Source organism: Faecalibacterium longum (assembly GCF_040094125.1).
Lineage (GTDB): Bacteria > Bacillota > Clostridia > Oscillospirales > Ruminococcaceae > Faecalibacterium > Faecalibacterium longum.
This window is the reverse complement of record NZ_JBBNIH010000166.1, coordinates 1-17,899: the sequence shown is the minus strand read 5'-3', so window position 1 is coordinate 17,899 and position 17,899 is coordinate 1. Positions and strand designations below refer to the sequence as shown.

The 17,899-nt window shown below is 55.2% G+C and carries 13 protein-coding genes; 4 read left to right on the top strand and 9 right to left on the bottom strand.

All coding sequences use genetic code 11. From position 1 onward, the window contains the following. Positions 1–104: 104 nt before the first annotated feature. The 3 genes from AAAU26_RS11945 to AAAU26_RS11935 form a co-directional block, all read right to left on the bottom strand. Positions 105–857: an esterase family protein gene (locus AAAU26_RS11945; RefSeq protein ID WP_158395667.1), complete on the bottom strand. Its 753-nt coding sequence runs from the start codon at positions 855–857 to the stop codon at positions 105–107. Between the two features lie 22 nt (positions 858–879). Continuing rightward, entirely contained in the window at positions 880–1,647 is a 768-nt protein-coding gene (locus tag AAAU26_RS11940; RefSeq protein ID WP_227619630.1) for an alpha/beta hydrolase, read from the bottom strand. A gap of 130 nt (positions 1,648–1,777) precedes the next feature. After that, positions 1,778–2,857 (bottom strand): branched-chain amino acid aminotransferase, encoded by a 1,080-nt coding sequence (locus AAAU26_RS11935; protein WP_227619629.1) that lies wholly within the window; start codon positions 2,855–2,857, stop codon positions 1,778–1,780. A gap of 241 nt (positions 2,858–3,098) precedes the next feature. On the opposite strand from AAAU26_RS11935, the gene AAAU26_RS11930 reads away from it, so the two are divergent. The 4 genes from AAAU26_RS11930 to AAAU26_RS11915 all read left to right on the top strand — a co-directional run bounded on the left by AAAU26_RS11930 (position 3,099) and on the right by AAAU26_RS11915 (position 7,852). After that, positions 3,099–3,752 carry an HAD family hydrolase gene (locus tag AAAU26_RS11930; RefSeq protein ID WP_227619628.1) on the top strand — a complete coding sequence of 218 codons (654 nt, stop codon included), beginning with the start codon at positions 3,099–3,101 and terminating at the stop codon, positions 3,750–3,752. A gap of 177 nt (positions 3,753–3,929) precedes the next feature. Continuing rightward, positions 3,930–7,076, top strand: a complete 3,147-nt coding sequence (locus AAAU26_RS11925) for an ATP-binding protein (RefSeq protein ID WP_227619627.1) — start codon at positions 3,930–3,932, stop codon at positions 7,074–7,076. 13 nt (positions 7,077–7,089) lie between these two features. Continuing rightward, the gene (locus AAAU26_RS11920; protein WP_227619626.1) at positions 7,090–7,476 is read left to right on the top strand and encodes a NifB/NifX family molybdenum-iron cluster-binding protein; all 387 of its coding nucleotides are present in this window, start codon (positions 7,090–7,092) and stop codon (positions 7,474–7,476) included. Positions 7,477–7,603: 127 nt separating this feature from the next. Further along, the gene (locus AAAU26_RS11915; protein ID WP_227619625.1) at positions 7,604–7,852 is read left to right on the top strand and encodes a DUF6061 family protein; all 249 of its coding nucleotides are present in this window, start codon (positions 7,604–7,606) and stop codon (positions 7,850–7,852) included. Between the two features lie 155 nt (positions 7,853–8,007). Here the strand turns inward: AAAU26_RS11915 and AAAU26_RS11910 are convergent, their stop codons facing one another. From AAAU26_RS11910 to AAAU26_RS11885, 6 genes are all read right to left on the bottom strand, one after another. Next, positions 8,008–9,663, bottom strand: a complete 1,656-nt coding sequence (locus AAAU26_RS11910; protein WP_227619624.1) for an RNA-binding domain-containing protein — start codon at positions 9,661–9,663, stop codon at positions 8,008–8,010. After that, positions 9,660–10,205: a hypothetical protein gene (locus AAAU26_RS11905; RefSeq protein ID WP_227619623.1), complete on the bottom strand. Its 546-nt coding sequence runs from the start codon at positions 10,203–10,205 to the stop codon at positions 9,660–9,662. Before AAAU26_RS11905 ends, AAAU26_RS11910 begins: the two co-directional genes overlap by 4 nt. A gap of 35 nt (positions 10,206–10,240) precedes the next feature. After that, the gene (locus AAAU26_RS11900) at positions 10,241–11,068 is read right to left on the bottom strand and encodes a DUF2971 domain-containing protein (protein WP_227619622.1); all 828 of its coding nucleotides are present in this window, start codon (positions 11,066–11,068) and stop codon (positions 10,241–10,243) included. Between the two features lie 15 nt (positions 11,069–11,083). Beyond that, a complete protein-coding gene (locus AAAU26_RS11895; protein ID WP_227619621.1) occupies positions 11,084–15,172 on the bottom strand; it encodes an Eco57I restriction-modification methylase domain-containing protein in 4,089 nt (1,362 codons plus the stop codon). Continuing rightward, a complete protein-coding gene (locus tag AAAU26_RS11890; protein ID WP_227619620.1) occupies positions 15,159–16,157 on the bottom strand; it encodes a restriction endonuclease subunit M in 999 nt (332 codons plus the stop codon). Before AAAU26_RS11890 ends, AAAU26_RS11895 begins: the two co-directional genes overlap by 14 nt. Positions 16,158–16,536: 379 nt before the next feature. After that, positions 16,537–17,352, bottom strand: coding sequence for a helix-turn-helix domain-containing protein (locus AAAU26_RS11885; protein WP_227619619.1), 816 nt, complete (start codon positions 17,350–17,352; stop codon positions 16,537–16,539). Between the last annotated feature and the right edge of the window lie 547 nt (positions 17,353–17,899).

Below are 17,899 nucleotides of genomic sequence, written 5' to 3'. Positions count from 1 at the left end.
GCCGCGGCCAGCAGGATGCGAGGCCCGCACCAAGGGCCGAAGCAGATGCTGGGAGCCGCAACCCGGGCAGTGGCACGCCGTAGGCGTGACGGAGAGGTTTTCTTTCACCCTAAAATATACGGCATGTAATAAACCGCCTGCTTATACCACCAATCCCAGTCGTGCTTGACGTCGTGGCCCCACAGGTCCACCCAGACAGGGATGTTCTTTGCCTCAAAGATGCGCTTGAGCATCCAGGTGGTGTCGGGCTGCTCCCATGCGCCCTGACCGCAGCAGATGACAGCCTTCTGGTTCCGGTACAGCTCCATATAGGGGTGATCCTCCGGGAAGTTGCGCATATAGTCCACGGGAGAGTTCATATACACCAGCTCATCCATGTAGTCGCCGAAGCCGTAGTGGGCGGTGTAGATGCCGCTGAGGGCCAGACAGCCGCAGAAGATGTCGGGCCAGCGGAGGTAAAGGTTGACCGCATGGGTCGCGCCGAGGCTGCAGCCGAAGGCGATGACGCCGGGCAGGTCATCCCAGCCGTTGCGCTCCTTGGACAGATAGCGCAGCTTGGGGACAGCCTCATCCACGATATAATGCAGCCACTGCTCATACCGGCGGATGCGCCAGTAAGGGTCGCCATTGGTGTCCGACCAGGTCTCCTTGTCCAGCGTGTCGATGGACATGACCATGAGCTGGCCCGACTCGATCCAGGGTGCAAGGGTGTCGGCCATGTGGAAGTCCTCGAAGTCGAAGAAGCGGCCGTCCTGACAGGGGATGTACAGCATGGGCCGTCCCCCGTGTCCGTAGACTTTGCACTCCATCTCCCGGCCCAGCGCCGGGCTGTATTCCTTGAAATACTGCATCTCCATATGCTTTCCTCCTCAGTTTGGTTCAATCAAGCTCGTACATCAGGGTGTGGAACACAAAGGGCAGCTGCTTTTCCCAGCTGGCTTCGCTGTGGTTGCCGCCCGGCACGACGCGGGCCGTCAGGTTGATGCCCCGGGCAAAGATCTTGCTGCACATCTCGCCGAAGCCCTTCCGCATCCCGTCGTGGTTGCCCATCTCTCTGGAGCCGTAATCCATGTAGAGCACGATACCCGGGGCCAGCTTGCAGCGGCCCACCAGCGCCGTCAGCGCCTCCGGAGCCACCCACAGCGAGGGCGAGAGCGCCGCCGCACGGCCAAACACATCGCTGTACTGCAAAAGAGCGTACAGGCTCATGAGGCCGCCCATGGAGCTGCCGCCGATGAAGGTATGAGCCCGGTCGGGCTCTGTGCGGTAGTTGGCGTCGATGTAGGGCTTGAACTCGTGGACGAACCAGTTCAGAGTGTCCTTGCCTTTGCCGTCGAAGTGGCCGTACTGCTTATCGTCGAAGCGGTAGGGCGAATACTCCACCAGACGCTCATTATTGGCACCGGCGTTGCACTCCACCGCCGCCACGATGAGGGGCGTATCGGTGTAGTCCAGATAGTCGGCCACGCCCCAGCTCTTGCCGTAGGTGGCGTCCTCGTCGAAAAACACGTTCTGCCCGTCGAACATATACAGCACCGGATACCGCCGGTCAGGGTCAGCCTCGTACATGGTGGGCAGATAGACATAGGCCCGACGCTCTTCTTCGCCGCCCACAGCGGGGTAGCGGATGCTCCACTTCTTTATCATCTTCTCATTCCCTCTCGTTTTTCAGGTGTACTTTAAGTGTATCACCCGCGGCAGAGAATTGCAATCCGCACCGGATACAGCAAACGCCGCCGGGCGTACAGCCGGGCGGCGTTTATAAGCCTTTCAGCTCTTAGTACTTCTTCTCCACAGGGACGATCCAGCCCTTGGTATCGGGGATCTTGCCCCACTGCATACCGGTCATGGTGTCATAGAGCTTCTGGGTGACAGGGCCGATGCTGCCGTCGCCGATGTAGGCGTGCTCACCCTTCCAGACCAGCTCCTTGACGGGGGAGACGACAGCGGCGGTGCCGGTGCCGAAGACCTCTTCCAGCTTGCCGTCGCGGGCAGCCTGCATGATGTCGGCGATGGCCAGCTTGCCCTCGACGACCTCATAGCCCCAGTCCTTCAGCAGCTCGATGCAGCTGCGGCGGGTGACGCCGGGCAGGACGGTGCCGACGGTGGCGGCGGTGTAGACCTTGCCGTCGATCTTGAACATGATGTTCATGCTGCCGACTTCCTCGACGTACTTCTTCTCGACGCCGTCCAGCCACAGCACCTGAGCGTAGCCCTGCTCCTCAGCCAGCTCGCCGGCCTTGATGGAAGCAGCGTAGTTGCCGCCGCACTTGGTGAAGCCGGTCAGACCGGGAGCGGCACGGATGTACTCGTCTTCGACGTAGATGCGCACGGGGTTGATGCCCTCGGCGTAGTAAGCGCCCGACGGAGCGCAGATGATGCAGAAGATGTAGTGCTTGGAAGCGTGAACGCCCAGACCCACATCGTTTGCGAACACGAAGGGACGGATATACAGGGAAGCGCCGTCAGAGTGAGGCACCCAGTCACGTTCCACATCCACCAGAGCCTCGACGGCCTGGATGTAATCCTCAACAGGGATCTTGGGGATGCACAGACGGTCAGCAGAGTCCTGCATACGCTTTGCGTTGCACTCGGGGCGGAACAGCTGGATGGTGTCATCCGCAGTGCGGTAAGCCTTCATGCCCTCGAAGATCTCCTGTGCATAGTGGAACACAACCGTAGCAGGGTCCAGCTGGAAGGGTGCGTAGGGGACGATGCGGGCGTCATGCCAGCCCTCGCCCTCGGTGTAGTCCATAACGAACATATGATCGGTGAACTTCTTGCCAAAACCCAGCTTAGACTCGTCCTGCGGTTTTTCCTTCGGGCAGGTAGTACGAGTGATCTTGATGTCCAACATGATAAATTTCCCTCTTTTCTGATCTCACACAGCGCCGCGCGGGCTGCACGCCCTGCGCCAAATATGCCGAATGTTGTTTTCTATTATAATGCCGTGAAACGGATTTGCAAGCAACCGAAAAATGTTTCATCTTTGGGGCAGTCAAGTTGCCACAAATTATGACCTTATCGGTGTTCAAAAGCGGAAAAACATGGTACAATAGAGTATATATGTAGATTTTTCGCCAAAAGGAGCTTGCGTTATGATACAGGGTGTTATTTTTGATATGGACGGGCTGATGTTCGACACCGAGCGCATCTGGAACATCTGCTGGGAGCCGGCACTGGCAAAATTCGGCCTGCCCTGCAAGGATGGCCTCTCGCAGGCTGCCCGCGGCACCACCAAGGCCGGCAGCTGCGATGTGCTGCGGCGCTTCTACGGCGAGGACTGCCCCGCCATGGGCATCGTGGAGGAGCTGTACCGGCTGGCCTATGAAGCCTTCAACAAGCCTGTCCCCAAAATGCCCGGCCACGACGAGCTTCTGGCCTGGCTGGACGAACATCACATCCCCATGGCGGTGGCGTCTTCCAGCCCCATGACCGTCATCGAGGGACATCTGGAACACTGGGGCCTCGGCCATTACTTCAAGGCCGTCATCTCGGGCGAGCATCTGACCCGCTCCAAGCCCGCGCCGGACATCTTCCTGCTGGCAGCGCAGAAACTCGGCACCGAGCCTGCAAAGACGATGGTGCTCGAGGACAGCTACAACGGCGTCCGGGCCGGCGCGGCAGGGGGCTTTGTCACCGTGATGGTCCCCGACCTCTCGCCCGCCACCGACGAGATGCGCAGGATCTATACCTGCGAGTGTGCTTCGCTCCACGAGGTGCGCAGAAAGCTCGAAGGCGGAGAACTATGAGCCGCGGCAGACCCGCACCACTTGTGAAATTTCAACATATCATCTGACAAATATCAACAAATCCCGTCATAACTCGGCTTGCTCCCACAGCCATTTCCAAACTTGAAGCGCTCTCTGAAATACATTATAATAGTGGGGAAACGACTGATTTCCTGCGCTATGAATGGAGTTTGCATCATGAAGAATGATTCTTCCCGGTTCGGGCATATCATCCAGCTTTTCACCGTCCTTCTCACAGCCATCCTTATCAGCCTGTTTTTCGGTGTCCTCGTGCTGGTAGGCAAGATACAGGGTACGGCCCGCGTCGTCAACTATGCCGGCCTCGTGCGCGGCAAGACCCAGCGCATCGTCAAGCTCGAAATTTCCGGCACGCCGGAAGATGATCTCCTCGGCGATGTGGCCTCCTACATCGAAGGCCTCCGCTTCGGCAGCAGCGAGCTGGACCTGGTGCAGCTGGACGACGCGGATTTTCAGGCCAAGATGACCGCTCTTTCCAGCGAATTCGACGACCTGAGAAACGAACTCATCCTTGTCCGTCAGCGCGGCTACACCGAGACAGCCATCATCGCCAAGAGCGAGCATTTCTTCCAGACCTGCGACGAGGCCACCAACCTGGCCGAGGTCTACTCCCAGAAGCGGGCCACGGCCCTCGACTTTCTGGAAAAAGTCGTCCTCGCGGACATCGTGGGGCTGCTGCTTTTGTTCGGTTATCAGATCTTCAAGGCCCTGCGGTACGCGGCCATGAACCGCATTCTGCAGCGCAAAGTCTACCTCGATGAGGCTACCGGTCTGCCCAACAAGAACAAGTGCGAAGAGCTCCTGGACGCGCCCGACCCGCCGGACGGGAACACGGCGCTCTGCGTCTTTGACCTCAACAACCTGCGCACCGTCAACAATAACCTCGGCCACGACAAGGGCGACGAGTACATCCGCTCCTTTGCCGAACAGCTGCGTCTGGCCGTGCCATCCCAGCACTTCGTGGGCCGCGACGGCGGCGACGAGTTCATCGCTATCCTCTACGGCGTGGACTGGGACGGCGCACAGGATGTGCTGCGCAGCATCCGGGCGCAGACGGCAGAGTATTCCCGCCAGCACCCCGAGATGCCCCTGAGCTATGCGGCAGGCTGCGCCATCGCCAGCGACTTCGAGGGCAGCACCCTGCGGGAGCTGTTCCGCCACGCCGACAAGAATATGTATGTGGACAAAAACCGTGCAAATCGTGAGGAGGCCGAGGCCCAGAAACTGCAGAACCAGCAGCTTCTGCATTGGGTCAACGCCCATGGGTATCAGTTCTCGAACTGCCTCTACTGCGACGCCCTGCTGGACCAGTACCGCGTCCTGCGCACCTCATCGGGCTTCTTCCTTGCTGACAACGGCAGCTATTCGGGTGCAGTGGAGCAGATCGTGGACGAGTACGCCGCCTCCGCCACCCGCAAGACAATGCGGGAAGCGTTGCAGCTGAGCACGCTGTCTGCTGCCCTCAGTGCTGAGCACCCCAAGCAGGAGCTTGAGCTGGATTTTGAGACCGACGGCGTGACCCAGCGCGGGCGGCTGACCCTCCTGTTCTGCGACGCCGACCTCCATGGGCGGCTGCACCACTTCCTCGTGGGCTTCGAGTATTTCCGGGACAAGAGCACCGCCTTCGACGAGCGCCAGCCCCTGACCCAGTATTACGAGCAGATGAAGCACTCCCTGCTGGAAAACGACAACTATGTGGATGCCCTCATCGACGCAAACGACGCCCTGTTCACTGTGGACCTGACCCACGGCCAGCTCGAGCAGATCTTCTACCGGACTACCGCGCTGCGGCAGTTCGATCTGCAGATGACGCTGCCCTGCTCCTACGACGACTACTGCGCCCAGCGCCGTCACTTCGTCACTCCTGAGACGCTGGAAAACTACCGCATCATGGACACGGCGTCAAAACTGCTGGAGCGCTTCCACTCGGGCTTCAAGTACGTGACAGTGGAGTACCGGGAACAGACCTCCTGCGGCGAGCCGGTCTGGCTCCAGAAGACCGTCCTCATGGCGCAGGATACCGTCTTTGATGCGGCCTCCGGGCGGGAGATGCCGGTCATCCACGGTATCATCCTCTTCCGGGATACCTCCATCTTCCATGCACAGGAGCAGGCCGAGAATCAGCGCCTGCAAGAAGCTTTTGAAGAAGCCGACTCGGCCAGCAAAACCAAGACCGCCTTCATGAACCGGATGAGCCACGACATCCGCACCCCCATCAACGGCATTCTCGGTATGCTGGACATCCTCCGCTCCAACCGGGACGATGCCCGGAAGGTGGACAGCTGCCTTGATAAAATAGACCTCTCCGCTCACCATCTTCTGGCACTGGTCAACGACGTGCTGGACATGAGCAAACTGGAAGCCGGGCAGATGGTGATAGAACAGGAGCCCTTTGACATCGAGGTGCTGCTGCACGACGTCTCGTCGCTGGTGGAGGCACAGATAGAAAAGGACGGCCTGACCCACCGCCGCCACCGGGAGAACGTCCAGCACACCGCCCTCGTGGGCAGCTCCCTCAAGCTGCGGCAGATCATGGTGAACCTGTTCAGCAACGCCATCAAGTACAATAAGCCCGGCGGGTCCATCGACACCTACGCCAGGGAGCTCTCCTGCGACGGCACCACCGTGTGGTACGAGTTCCGCATCACGGACACCGGCATCGGCATGAGCCGGGATTTCCTGGAGAACCAGCTGTTCAAGCCCTTTACCCAGGAGTCCGCCGACGCCCGCACCCAGTACAGGGGTACCGGCCTCGGAATGTCCATCGTCAAGGAGCTGGTCAGCCAGATGGGCGGCAGCATCTCTGCCGAGAGCCAGCTGGGGGAGGGGACTGCCTTCACCTTCCAGCTGCCCTTCCTGCTGGACAAGAATGCCGCCGCAAAGCCCCAGCTCAAGCCCACCGACAACGGGCGGCTGGACGGGATGCACATCCTGCTGGTGGAGGACAACGACATCAACATGGAAGTGGCCGAGTTCCAGCTCACCAGTCAGGGCGCAGCGGTGGACAAGGCATGGAACGGCAGGGAAGCCGTGGAGCGCTTTGCCGCCAGTGCGCCGGGCGGGTATCAGGCCATCCTCATGGATGTGATGATGCCGGTGATGGACGGCTTCGAGGCGTCCCGGGCCATCCGCGCCCTCGACCGGCCCGACGCCGCCACCGTTCCCATCCTCGCCATGACGGCACAGGCCTCCGACGAGTGCGCCCAGTCCTGCCATCAGGTCGGTATGAATGGCCGTCTCGTCAAGCCTCTGGACGCCAAAAAGCTGGCAAAGAGCATCCGGGAGGCTGTACAAAACAAGCAGTAAAGGAGACGTTCTCATGAAAATCGCAGTCCCGTTCGAAGACGGTCAGGTGTTCCAGCACTTTGGCCGCTCCGCACAGTTCAAGTTCTATGAGGCCGAAAACGGCCAGCTCCTGCGCACCGAGGTCATCCCGACGAATGGTCAGGGCCACGGCGCACTGGCGGGCTTCCTCGTACAGCATGGCGCAGATGTTGTGCTCTGCGGCGGCATCGGCACCGGTGCGCAGGCAGCACTGATGCAGGCAGGCATCCAGCTGTTCGGCGGCCTTTCCGGCGCCGCAGACGCTGCTGTGGCCGACTATCTGGCCGGAAAGCTGGTCTTCGACCCGGACATCCACTGCACCCACCACGACCACGACGAGGGCCACAGCTGCGGCTCCCACTGCGGGGGCGGGTGCCACTGATAGAATAAGCAAAGCCGCCTGTACACTTACTCCCAGACAAACCAAAAAACTTCTTCATCCGACAACGACTTGACGGCATTGGTTCGAGTGACCGCACACCAAAAATTAAGTCTTGGAGGATACGACTATGACGAAATTGCTTTCCTGCCGCTACAACATGGACACCAACCGGGTAGAAGCCCGGTTCGAGGATGGCACCACTCTTGCCATTGACTGCATCGCCGTGGAGGACGAGTACGGCAACACCCCGGCACAGCGGGCGGAGCTGGACTGGCTGCTGTATAATAAGCCACTGGAGTATGCACAGATGGTGCTGAGAGGGGAGATAGAGCGTTATCTTTCTCTCGGCTGCGACCACGGCAGGCCGGAGAATTGAGCCGCAGAAAACGCGCGGCAAAAATGCTAATCGCGCGGCGCGCGTTTCAGCGCGCGATTAACGATTTCTGTTTTTATCGAATTGCAGTCATTTTCCGTCCTTTCCCAAGAAAATCGCGGATTTCTTTGCGCGCAATAATCGCGCAGCGCGCATTTTTATCGCTGATTTTCTTTTAAGCAATAGCTTCTTCCGCGCCCTGCCCCTTTTATTTCAATCTTCCCTTCTTCTAAAAGCTTTCGGAGGATACGGTATGCCTGATCTTTTGTGTATCCGCACAGCTCCTGTACCTTTTGGTTTGTAATCGACGGCTTATGCTTCAGATATTCGAGAATCCGATCCTTTGCCTGAATCTGGCTGACCGTCTTATCCTGCACATAGGCCACATCGGTTTTCACCGTTTCGTAGACCTTGAGGGACAGCATATAGGTCTTGCCGTTGAGTTCCAGAAGCCCTTCGTCCCGGAGAGCGTTCAGAACCTTGTGGGCATTGTCATCGGTTTCCTGAATCGTCTTTGCCGCCTGTTTCAGGGTGATTTTCTGGTGCTCCCGCAGATAGTGCAGAATCATCAGCTCCGACAGCGTGAACATCTTGGACCGCTTATCCTGCGTCTCTGCGATGAAACGCACGAAGCTCTGATTCTCCATCGTGCTGCGAAGGGTCAGCCGGACGGAGTTGGGCGTGCTGGCGTACTCCGGGTAGGGCTTGCCCTCGGTGAGCATACTCTGGAACATGATGTCCACGCCCTGCCCGGAACGCTGCACATATTTCAGGTGCTGAAGAGTCATGGCGATCAGCTTATTCCGGGGAATGGACTGGTGGGTGATGATATTGCTTTCGTTGATGTCCCCCGGAAAGCCGCCGGGGTTCTCAATCACGATCTTTGTGGGGTAGTGCTTGACGTAGACCGGTGCCATATCCTCATAGGAGCGGTGCGCCAGCGCATTCAGCAAAGCCTCCTGAAAAACCGCTTCGGAGAAATCGTACACCTCCAGCCGGAACAGCCCCACCTGCACATTGGTCAGGCGGTTATAGGTGCGGATGCGCTCGGTCAGCTTATCCAGAATCGAGATCACCGGCTCCTGCATATCCATGCGGTTGTCGTATTCCGTCTGCGCTTCGTCGCTGTAATGGAGGTAGATCACCTCTGCCTGCGGCAGCAGCCGTGCAATGGATGCCGCCTTGCCCACAAACAGCAGCCCTGCCACCGTCACACGCACTTCGTCCTTGTCCATACGGATCAGATTCAGGTTGTCCAGAAAGGTGGTATCTGCCAAGTCCGGCAGGGCAGAGCCTGCATCCCGAATCCGCAGCTTCTCTTTCAGGCGGTACACTTCCAGCAGGTCAATGTCGCTTTCGGTTGCGCCCTCCACGATCTTTGCCGAAAAATCCGGGTTATCGGCAGGGGAGTACACATCGTTTGCCGGGTAGTCGGGCTTTGTCACGTTCCCCAGCCGTCTGTAATAGATGCCGCCGGTGGTGGCAACATGAGAATTGGATTTCTCCACCGATACCACCAGCACCACACCGTCAGCGGTTTCCACCGGCTCGATTTCGGTAAACAGGCTGGGCCGGGTCATATCGTAGATGGCTTCCATCAGTGCCTGCGGGTCGCTCTTGGGGCAGCCCGTAATGGTGCCGTCATCTTCCACGCCAAACAGCAGAACGCCGCCCTTTGTATTTGCCAGCGCAACCGCACTTTTCACCGCAAGCTCTTTCCGCTGCCGGTAGTCCTTGCACTTCACCCACGACTTAAACTCCTGCCGGGTGCTTTCCCCGGCAGCAATCATTTTGCGGAGCGCTTGTTCGGTCATGGTTGGGACCTCCCCTCTTTTTTATTATGCTTTTCAGCTTCATCTAAATATTGCTGAATGGTTTTGGGTGATTTGAATATATAGTACGTTCCAGCCGTATCTTGAACAAAGAACGGAATTTTTTTATCTCTTGGATAATTACTCAAATTTTGAAGTTGCATTATAAACTTATCTTTTTTCCACGCGAAGGAAACGCATTGTTCTATATCTAGTTCTGCCGGGAGCTTAGTAATTCCTGCTGGTGTTGGCTCTTGGAGTATAACCCATTTATAACCATCTGGAAGTTTTATGCCATAACTGCTGATAATGATTTTTCGGTTTCCAGTATTTACAACATCGAGCGATACATACTGGCATTTATCTGCAAGTTCCAAAGAACCACCAAACGCATAAATTACGCTTTCGTTGAACGTAATCTTAACCTTTTTGCGATTTTGATACCTTGTTTGCCAAAGTGCTATAATTGCGGCAACAGCAGTGGCAATCGCGCTTGCAGCTTGCCAAAACATTCCCCAATCAAACCCTGCTTCAACAGGTTTCATTTTCGTTCTCCCTGCATTTCAGAAATCCAGTTTATTTAATAATGCTCTCTTCGTAATACTTTTTCATTTAACGCATTGAAAATCATTCTTTCATTATTGGAACATCTTCCATTTTCCAGCCCTTCTTGAATATACCGTTCCATTTCTCCCGGCGTAATATATTCGTACTCTTTTCCACCCAGTGATTCAACAAAATCATACGGGGCAAAACCAATTTCATTCCAGCTCTTCATCGTATAGGTGCGAAAACAAGGGACGTTTTTATCTTTGCAGAGCTTGACCAGCACCTTTCGTTTATCCAAGCTCATATTCTCGCCGATAATAATTCCAACCAATTCTGACGCTTCATAATTCAAAAATCCGGCATCTTCATTTTGAATTAACCGCCATTCATTTTCATACGCCCAATCTTTATGCTTAAAGCAGAGCGATTCTTCAATCGCTTCTGACATTTCATCATCCATAAAGTCTATGTCAAACAAATCAAATGTAATATCTGTATAAATCACAGGCTTTATTTCAGAAAAAGTTTTTTCTGTTGAATAAATCAAGCAACAGCCAGAATAGCCACTCGCATAATGCGCCCACATAATAGGAGAGTTTGGAATTGCAGAAACAGAGAGAACTCTGTACTGATTTTTCCTATCTTCCACAATTGGATGTATTTTTCCACAAGCAAGCGTATATCCAGCCCCCATACAATCCAAATACACTTGTAAGGCATTTGCTTCCATGGGGTCATTCAGCATAGAAGGCTTTGGCAAATAAATATGATTATTTTTTATAATATCTACCACACGATTAAAGTCAGTCTGTGTAGATATTGATTTATACTTATAAACAATCTGCGGTCGAACGTGCATAAGATTCCTCTATATTTACTCCATCACTCTAATCGTACTCTCAACAAACGCAATCTCATCTTCCGTCAGCTCGTACTTCTTGTACAGCTTTTCGTCCGTCCATTCTTCCGTAAAATCCTGATCGGGCACAAAGACAAAGTTTGCTCTTGCAATGTGCATGGAAGAATAGGTCAGACGCAGCATGAAGCGAGTAAACTTACACATCAGATACTGCTTGTAGTTTTTGATTTCTGCTTCGCTATCGAATGCACCCAGAACCAGATAGGAGAAGGTGTTCACCTCACCCGGAACCTCAATCCGGGGTGTTGTGATGGCCTTATAGCCCTTGGACGGGTCAATGCCAACCTCACCATTGCAGGGAACCAGAATGGAGATCGTTGCCTTGTACTTGTCGATCAGCTCCGCATTTTTCTTGACATCGCTTCTCTTAATATAGCCGGTGCCTTGGCTGTGAATAAGGGAAATGCAACCATCAAAGGGTTCTTTTTCGCCACGAGCCGCAGAGGGGAAACCAAAGGCATCAATGGGCTGCACCCGATCGGTCAGGAAGTGTTCTGAACGGCTCAGAACCTTATGGATGATGGACAGCGATTCATTCGACCGAATGAAGATCTCTCCAAATTCATTGAGGTTGCGCCGCATGGTATGGCGTTCCAGACCGCTGACGTTTGTAACCTCGCAGACCTCCTCCTTATCCCGATCCCACAGGAAATAGCAAATGCCGCCTGCAATATCCACGGTACTGAAGCAGTCTTTGGAGTTTACAAAATCCGTCAGCCTGATCAGATGCGGATCGTTCAGCATCTCATTGCGGAAATCGTTCAGTCCGATGCCGCCAGCATACCAGCGTGCCGGCATAATCATGGAGATATAGTGGGGTTGCATGGTTTTTGCCTGATCCACAAACAGGTTATAAACCGGGCGTGCCTGCTTTGCCGCAACATTGGCTGCGCTGCCGCCGCCTGTATCCTCCTGATACGGCGGATTGCCCACAATGGCATCAAATTTCATGGGTTGTCCCTCCTTTCCCCATGTATCGGTTCGCTGCAGCTTCTTTGCCAGACGCTGCGGGTCGTTTTCCATCCGTTCCAGCAGGTGCGGAATGTAGGTGGTGTTGACCGTCCAATCCTGATAGCCCACCAGCGTCCGCCGGGTGATGCTTTCTGCCATCCGGGTCTTGCACAGAACAAAGATCTGCTGCTCCACGGTCTCCTGCCAGAGAGCCTGTGTCTGCTCCAGCGGCAGCTTGTCCTCCGGGCCGGGCAGCTTCATGGCGTACAGGCTGTATGCCATATACAAGGGATACAAGCCGGATTTGGAGTTCATTTCCAGAATCCGTGCCTCCGGGTTGAGGAAGATGTCCTCGGTGACCTGCCCCTGATCTACCAGACGAGGCTCCTCCAGAACCTCCTGCGAATCGAACTGCTCGTTGAGGAAGCAGTAGCCGCCCACCATGTTGCTCAGATGAAGGTTCACCACCCGCCACGGGGTCAGAACGGTTTCCTTGTCGGGGTTGCGGAAGTGGCTGAAGATCTCGGCAATGCGCTTCACACGCTCGGTGGGCGGCAGCTCGTCCGCAGCCTTTGCCATGCGGCGGATGCGCAGACCCGCCCCGCTGACCACATCCTCGTCGTAGTATTTCAGCAGCTTGCGGAACAGGGGCTTGTCCACGGTTTTGGGCATGAACTCCTGCCAGGATTCCTCATCCACCAGCGTGATGAAGTCTGCCATCTTGATGCTCTCGGTCAAATCCACCTTGACACCGTAAATCAGCAGGGGCAGACGGATGGACACATTCCGCAGCAGCCGGATGACCTTCTCCCGTTCCTTTTTCTGCTCTTGCAGTTTCTTGAGCAGGTCATCATCCTCTTTGGTGCGCTCCCGCTTGGGCTTATTGGAAATCTTGTCTGCCTTTTCGTATTCCTCGCCCGTCAGCCCCTGATGGTTGATGTGGACTTTGGTTTCCTTTTTGGCGGCTTTCTGCTCGCTGAGCTTGTCCGACAGGGTATGGAACAGCTGCACATCGTCCTCGTCCATGACGATGCCGGTGTCCTGCTTGTAGACTGATTCATCGTCAAAGCCGCTCTTGATGGCCTTGTCCACCGTCAGACGCTTGATCTGCCGCATCATTTTGGAGACGCTGTATGCAGTCATCTGGGTGCCGTCCACCGCAATCACCGGGCAGAAGTTCAAAAACTCGCCCAGTGCCACCCGGTTCTGCTCCTCGTTGGTCCGACCCAGCTTGGTAATGCGGTTGACCTCAGAAATCACGTTCAGGGCACGGTCCGGGGCAAAGTCAAAGACATAGCAGCATTCCTTCTGTTTGCCGTCCAGCACCCCTGCCGACTGCACCCGGAAGATGGTCTGCATATAGCCGGACGCAGCCGTGCTTGCCGACCCGGTCAGCATCATCACAGCCGTCCACTCCGGCACCGTCACGCCGGTGGTCAGCTTGCCGCAGGAAATGGTAATGGTATAGCGGTTCGCCTTGATGACCTGTTTTACCAGTGTCAGGGCGTTGTCATAGGGCATTTCGGCATCGCCGTCGCCTGCAACGTTAGCGACTTTATAGGCTCCAAACACAGGGTGGTCTTTCAGCAGCCTGCTCAGGGCACTGGCTTCTTTCACGCCCGGAACCATCCAGAGGGTATGCCGGAACATCTCCCGGTACTCCGGCGTGGAGTAGGGGTAGTTGCTCTCCGGGTTCTCCGAAGAAATCAGGTCCAGAAAGCTGCGCACATCGGCCTCGTGGACAAAATCACCCACCTGTGCGCCAGCCGGCAGAGGACGGAAATCCCGTGCTGGGTCTCCCGTCCACACCCGGAAAAACTCGGTAAAGTTGAACGCCATCTCCAAGGTCTCGTAGCGGTAGGAGGTGGGCAGACTTTTCCCAAGGTTGAAGGTCAGGATGCGAAGTTCCGGCAGGTCTGCATAGGGGTTATGGTCGCCGGGGTGCAGGGTGTCCCACTCCCGCTTGCGCTTTTGCTCCATGACGTAGTCCCATGTGTAGACGTTGTTCTCGTACTTCTGCATCAGGTTGTACGGTGTGCCGGACAGCTGCAGAACCTTGGGAGCCTTGCCGTTCTTTTCCGCTTCCAGCAGAGACTGCACCTTCTGCCCTCGCTGGGTCTGGGTGCCCTCGTGGGCTTCATCGTAAATCACAAGATCCCAGTCCATATCGAAAACGGCGTTATTCTTGTCAAACTTGCCGTCTGCCCGCTGAGAGCCGCGCAGGTCCTGCATGGAGGCAAAGTAAACAAACGCCTTGCCGGAATTCTGGTAGGCTGTCAGGTTTGCATCGTTGCGTGCATCCATTGCCGCATCGTAAACGGACGAATCCGTATCGAAACGGTCTTTTTTCAGGAAAGCACGGTTGTCTCCTTCGCCAAAAATCAGGTCAAAATCGTTGCGCCAGCCATCTTCCACCACTGGGCGGTGGGTGACCACAATCACCTTCTGGTAGCCAGCTTTTTTGATGAGCGCATAGGCCGTGACCGTTTTGCCGAAACGCATCTTGCAGTTCCAGAGCATCGAGTTTTCCTTGCGGAACACCCGCAGCGTCTGATTGACGCAGTCCATCTGCTCATCCCGCAGGGTAATGGCTCTCTTTTTGGGCGCAGCAGGGACAGTCTGCGGCAGAAAGCTGATCTGCCCCTCACTCTTTTCGGCAGCGGTCAGAGCCGTGCGGCCCTCTTTTACCGCCTGAATCGCACGAATGGCAACGGACAGCGGCACCTCAAACCACTCGCTGTCCTGATTGGAATTGGAGAACTTCCGGGCCGAAAAGCCAGAATTGTACAGCACGTTATGGACATCGTCATCATCGAACAATTCCGTATCGGTCGTACCATCCGGGAAGGTGACGGTTCTGCGTGCCAGCTCGGTATATTGCAGGTCGTATTCAACCATCGCCGTCTTGGTATACTGGTCGATGCGGTCACGGGCAGCACAATTCAGCTCCGCACAGTTGGGCGGAAGCTGTTTGTAGCTGTTCACGCTGTCAAAATTTGTCTTTCCGATCTTCCAGTAGCCCTCGTGCTGGGCATCGTGAATCGTAAAGATGTAAATCAACCGATACGACATGGTTGGCTTATACGCTGCCACTTGCTTTTCCTCCTCTCACCATTGAAAGAAAAGTCATTGTCTGGTTGGAACGCCAGTCTTTTATGATGCTGTAAATCCCGTTGTGCGCCCGGATATTTCCGCTTTTGCATCCGGGGCAGAGGTCAATTTGTTCCTCACTGCCGAACCAGCTGATAATTTCAATTTTGTTTTCCTTACAGCTGCCCGGAACCACATACTTTGTGCCGTCCATCTGCCAGAGGTTCCACGCAATGATGTTGGCGATCACCTTCATCTGCCGCAGGTGGGGAAGTTTGCCAAAGCGTTCCCGGTAAACCTCCACGAAGGTCACAAACAGGTTTTCCCGTGCCAGCAGCAGGCTGTCGCCCTGATACTCAAAGCCGTACACACTCTGGAACGCCCGCTTTGTCCATGTGAACCATTCTTCTTCGGTATCCGTGTTTTCACTCACAACACGCAGCTTGCGGTCCAGCAGGCCAATTCGCTGGGAAATGGGAATGGTTTCGCCCGTTACGGTATCGTAGCGGCTTACCAGATAGGGAGCCTCGCCGCAGGAGATTTCCAACCGCTGTGCATCCACATATTTCTGCCATGTGTGCTGACGGTCGTCCGGGAAAGCGATTTTGTCAGCCGTTGCTTTCCACGACATCTCCTTCTGGATGTTGAAAACATCCTTTCTGCCAAACCACTGCTCATCCACCAGATTGTTCTGTGCGTTGCAGATCCAACTGGGGGTAAACACCTCTGCTTTATCACGGGTGCGGTTGGTCTGATGCTCCACTGCTTTTTCCACTCTGGGCTGGATCAGACTGTCCTGTTCGCCTGTAACCAGCTCCGGCAGGATTTCTTTTTTGAAGCTGTATGGTTCGCCCAGTTCGGCGTAATCATCGGTTGCCCAGATGATGTTTTTCTTGGTGGTTTTGTCCTGAAGCAAAATCTCAAGGAGGGTGCGTTCATGGTCCAAAAGTTCCTGCTCCAACAGGTCAATCCCTGCAATGCTGAACATCCGCCGCCCTCCCTTCCATTTATTGATGGTACTATAATAACACACCTTTCGGGGTTTGTGAATGTGTACCATCCACCGTTTTCATCAGGGTACCCCATTTTCCAGTGCCCTGCCGGGAAGAATCCAAAGAGCGGCGGAACGCTCGTTGGCACACGACTTTGCCTGCAAAGTCTAGTGTGTTACACCTTGGTTCCGGCTGACGCGGAAAAGGGGCTGCGAGAGGTTCCGGCAAGCACCTGTTCTGTGGCAGAAGGATGCGCGGATGGGCATGGCAGCTAATGGTTTCTGCCCACCCATCGCAGGCTTTCAGAGGAACCAATGGTGTACGTTCTCCTTCCTGCCGCAGCAGCGTTTCTCCTATAAGGCGCAGGGCAAATGATCAGCGTCTGTGCTTGCCCCGGTTGCCTGCAAATGTCCCCGGTTTCAGCATTGCCGTTTTATAAAGGATCTTCTTTATCAGCTTTCTTTCATCTTCTGTCAGCTTATCGTAGTTGATGCCGATTGCCTTCAATGCCGTTCGGATCTTCTTTTCATCCGCAGACCCTTCAAGTTTCTGTGCATCCTCCAGTTCCTTCATCAAGTTATCGACCATTGCACCATCCGAAGTGGTCTTGTCCTTGCGGTGTTCCGTCTTGATGTTCTTCAGGATAGCCACCAACTCGTCATACAAGACCCGACCAAAGTACTCATCTTCATCGATCTGCCCCAGCTTCAAGGTGCTCATGTATAGATCGTTTTCATCTGCTGCATACTTCTTTTTCAGCATTTGCCGGGTCGCTTCCAGCCCAGCATTGAGGTTTTGAATGTTTGCGCTGACATATCCATCCACATAGATTTCCAGATCGGTCATGAACCGCCGGAAATTCTCATGCACGATCAGTTCGCACAGCAGCCGATGATTGAATCTTCCATTTCTTAATACGTCCACTGCACCATCGCTCAGATGCAAGTCCGAAAGGACTGCATCTGGGCGTTTTTTGTTTTCTGTCACACCCAGCAGGTAATCCGTGGTCACACCATAGAACCCAGCCAGCGTTGTCACCGCATAAATGCTGAGGTCGGTCACATCGTCGCTCTCGTATTTCGACAGCGCCGATTTGGACAGACCCGTCTGTTCTGCCAGCGTTTCCAGCTTCAGATTCCGCTCCACACGCAGGTCTTTGAGCCGTTCTCCCAGTGTCAGCTTGATGTTCATGGTCGCACCTCCGATGTTTTTTGCACAGTATACCACTTCCGGCGGTTCCTGTCCATAAGCGTGGAATTTTGCAGTTTCTGCACCTGTTTTCCGACATTATGGATATACGGCACAGCGGCCATGGAGGTGCTATCCTATAGACAGAAAGAAAACATATTAACTCCCCAGCAGCGAACATATTAAGGGCTTCCCGCGAAAGCCCTCTGAAATATCTTTTATACCAGAACCTTGAGAACAGAATGACCGTCCGAACTGCCCAGACCGCCAAGACCTCCCATCGGGGGAGCGAGCGCCCTGCATAGGGCCGACACAGAGTCCAAAAAGATTTCCTGTCGGGAGGCAGCAAGGGAGACCGGCTTCACCGAAGTTCCCATTTGGGGAACACCGGTGACTTTGAACGTGGCAGGGATCAAAATGATCCGTGCCAGAGCCTTTGACCAAAGGAGAGATTTTGAGCTTATATCAAAAGATCAAGTCCGCCATCACCGTTCGGCAGGTGGGAGAGATGTACGGCATGGAGCCCGACCGCCATGGCATGGTGTGCTGT

Coding starts and splice junctions, on each gene's coding strand:
- AAAU26_RS11945 (WP_158395667.1), bottom strand. CDS start 857: ATGGAGATGCAGTATTTCAAGGAATACAGCCCGGCGCTGGGCCGGGAG.
- AAAU26_RS11940 (WP_227619630.1), bottom strand. CDS start 1,647: ATGATAAAGAAGTGGAGCATCCGCTACCCCGCTGTGGGCGGCGAAGAA.
- AAAU26_RS11935 (WP_227619629.1), bottom strand. CDS start 2,857: ATGTTGGACATCAAGATCACTCGTACTACCTGCCCGAAGGAAAAACCG.
- AAAU26_RS11930 (WP_227619628.1), top strand. CDS start 3,099: ATGATACAGGGTGTTATTTTTGATATGGACGGGCTGATGTTCGACACC.
- AAAU26_RS11925 (WP_227619627.1), top strand. CDS start 3,930: ATGAAGAATGATTCTTCCCGGTTCGGGCATATCATCCAGCTTTTCACC.
- AAAU26_RS11920 (WP_227619626.1), top strand. CDS start 7,090: ATGAAAATCGCAGTCCCGTTCGAAGACGGTCAGGTGTTCCAGCACTTT.
- AAAU26_RS11915 (WP_227619625.1), top strand. CDS start 7,604: ATGACGAAATTGCTTTCCTGCCGCTACAACATGGACACCAACCGGGTA.
- AAAU26_RS11910 (WP_227619624.1), bottom strand. CDS start 9,663: ATGACCGAACAAGCGCTCCGCAAAATGATTGCTGCCGGGGAAAGCACC.
- AAAU26_RS11905 (WP_227619623.1), bottom strand. CDS start 10,205: ATGAAACCTGTTGAAGCAGGGTTTGATTGGGGAATGTTTTGGCAAGCT.
- AAAU26_RS11900 (WP_227619622.1), bottom strand. CDS start 11,068: ATGCACGTTCGACCGCAGATTGTTTATAAGTATAAATCAATATCTACA.
- AAAU26_RS11890 (WP_227619620.1), bottom strand. CDS start 16,157: ATGTTCAGCATTGCAGGGATTGACCTGTTGGAGCAGGAACTTTTGGAC.
- AAAU26_RS11885 (WP_227619619.1), bottom strand. CDS start 17,352: ATGAACATCAAGCTGACACTGGGAGAACGGCTCAAAGACCTGCGTGTG.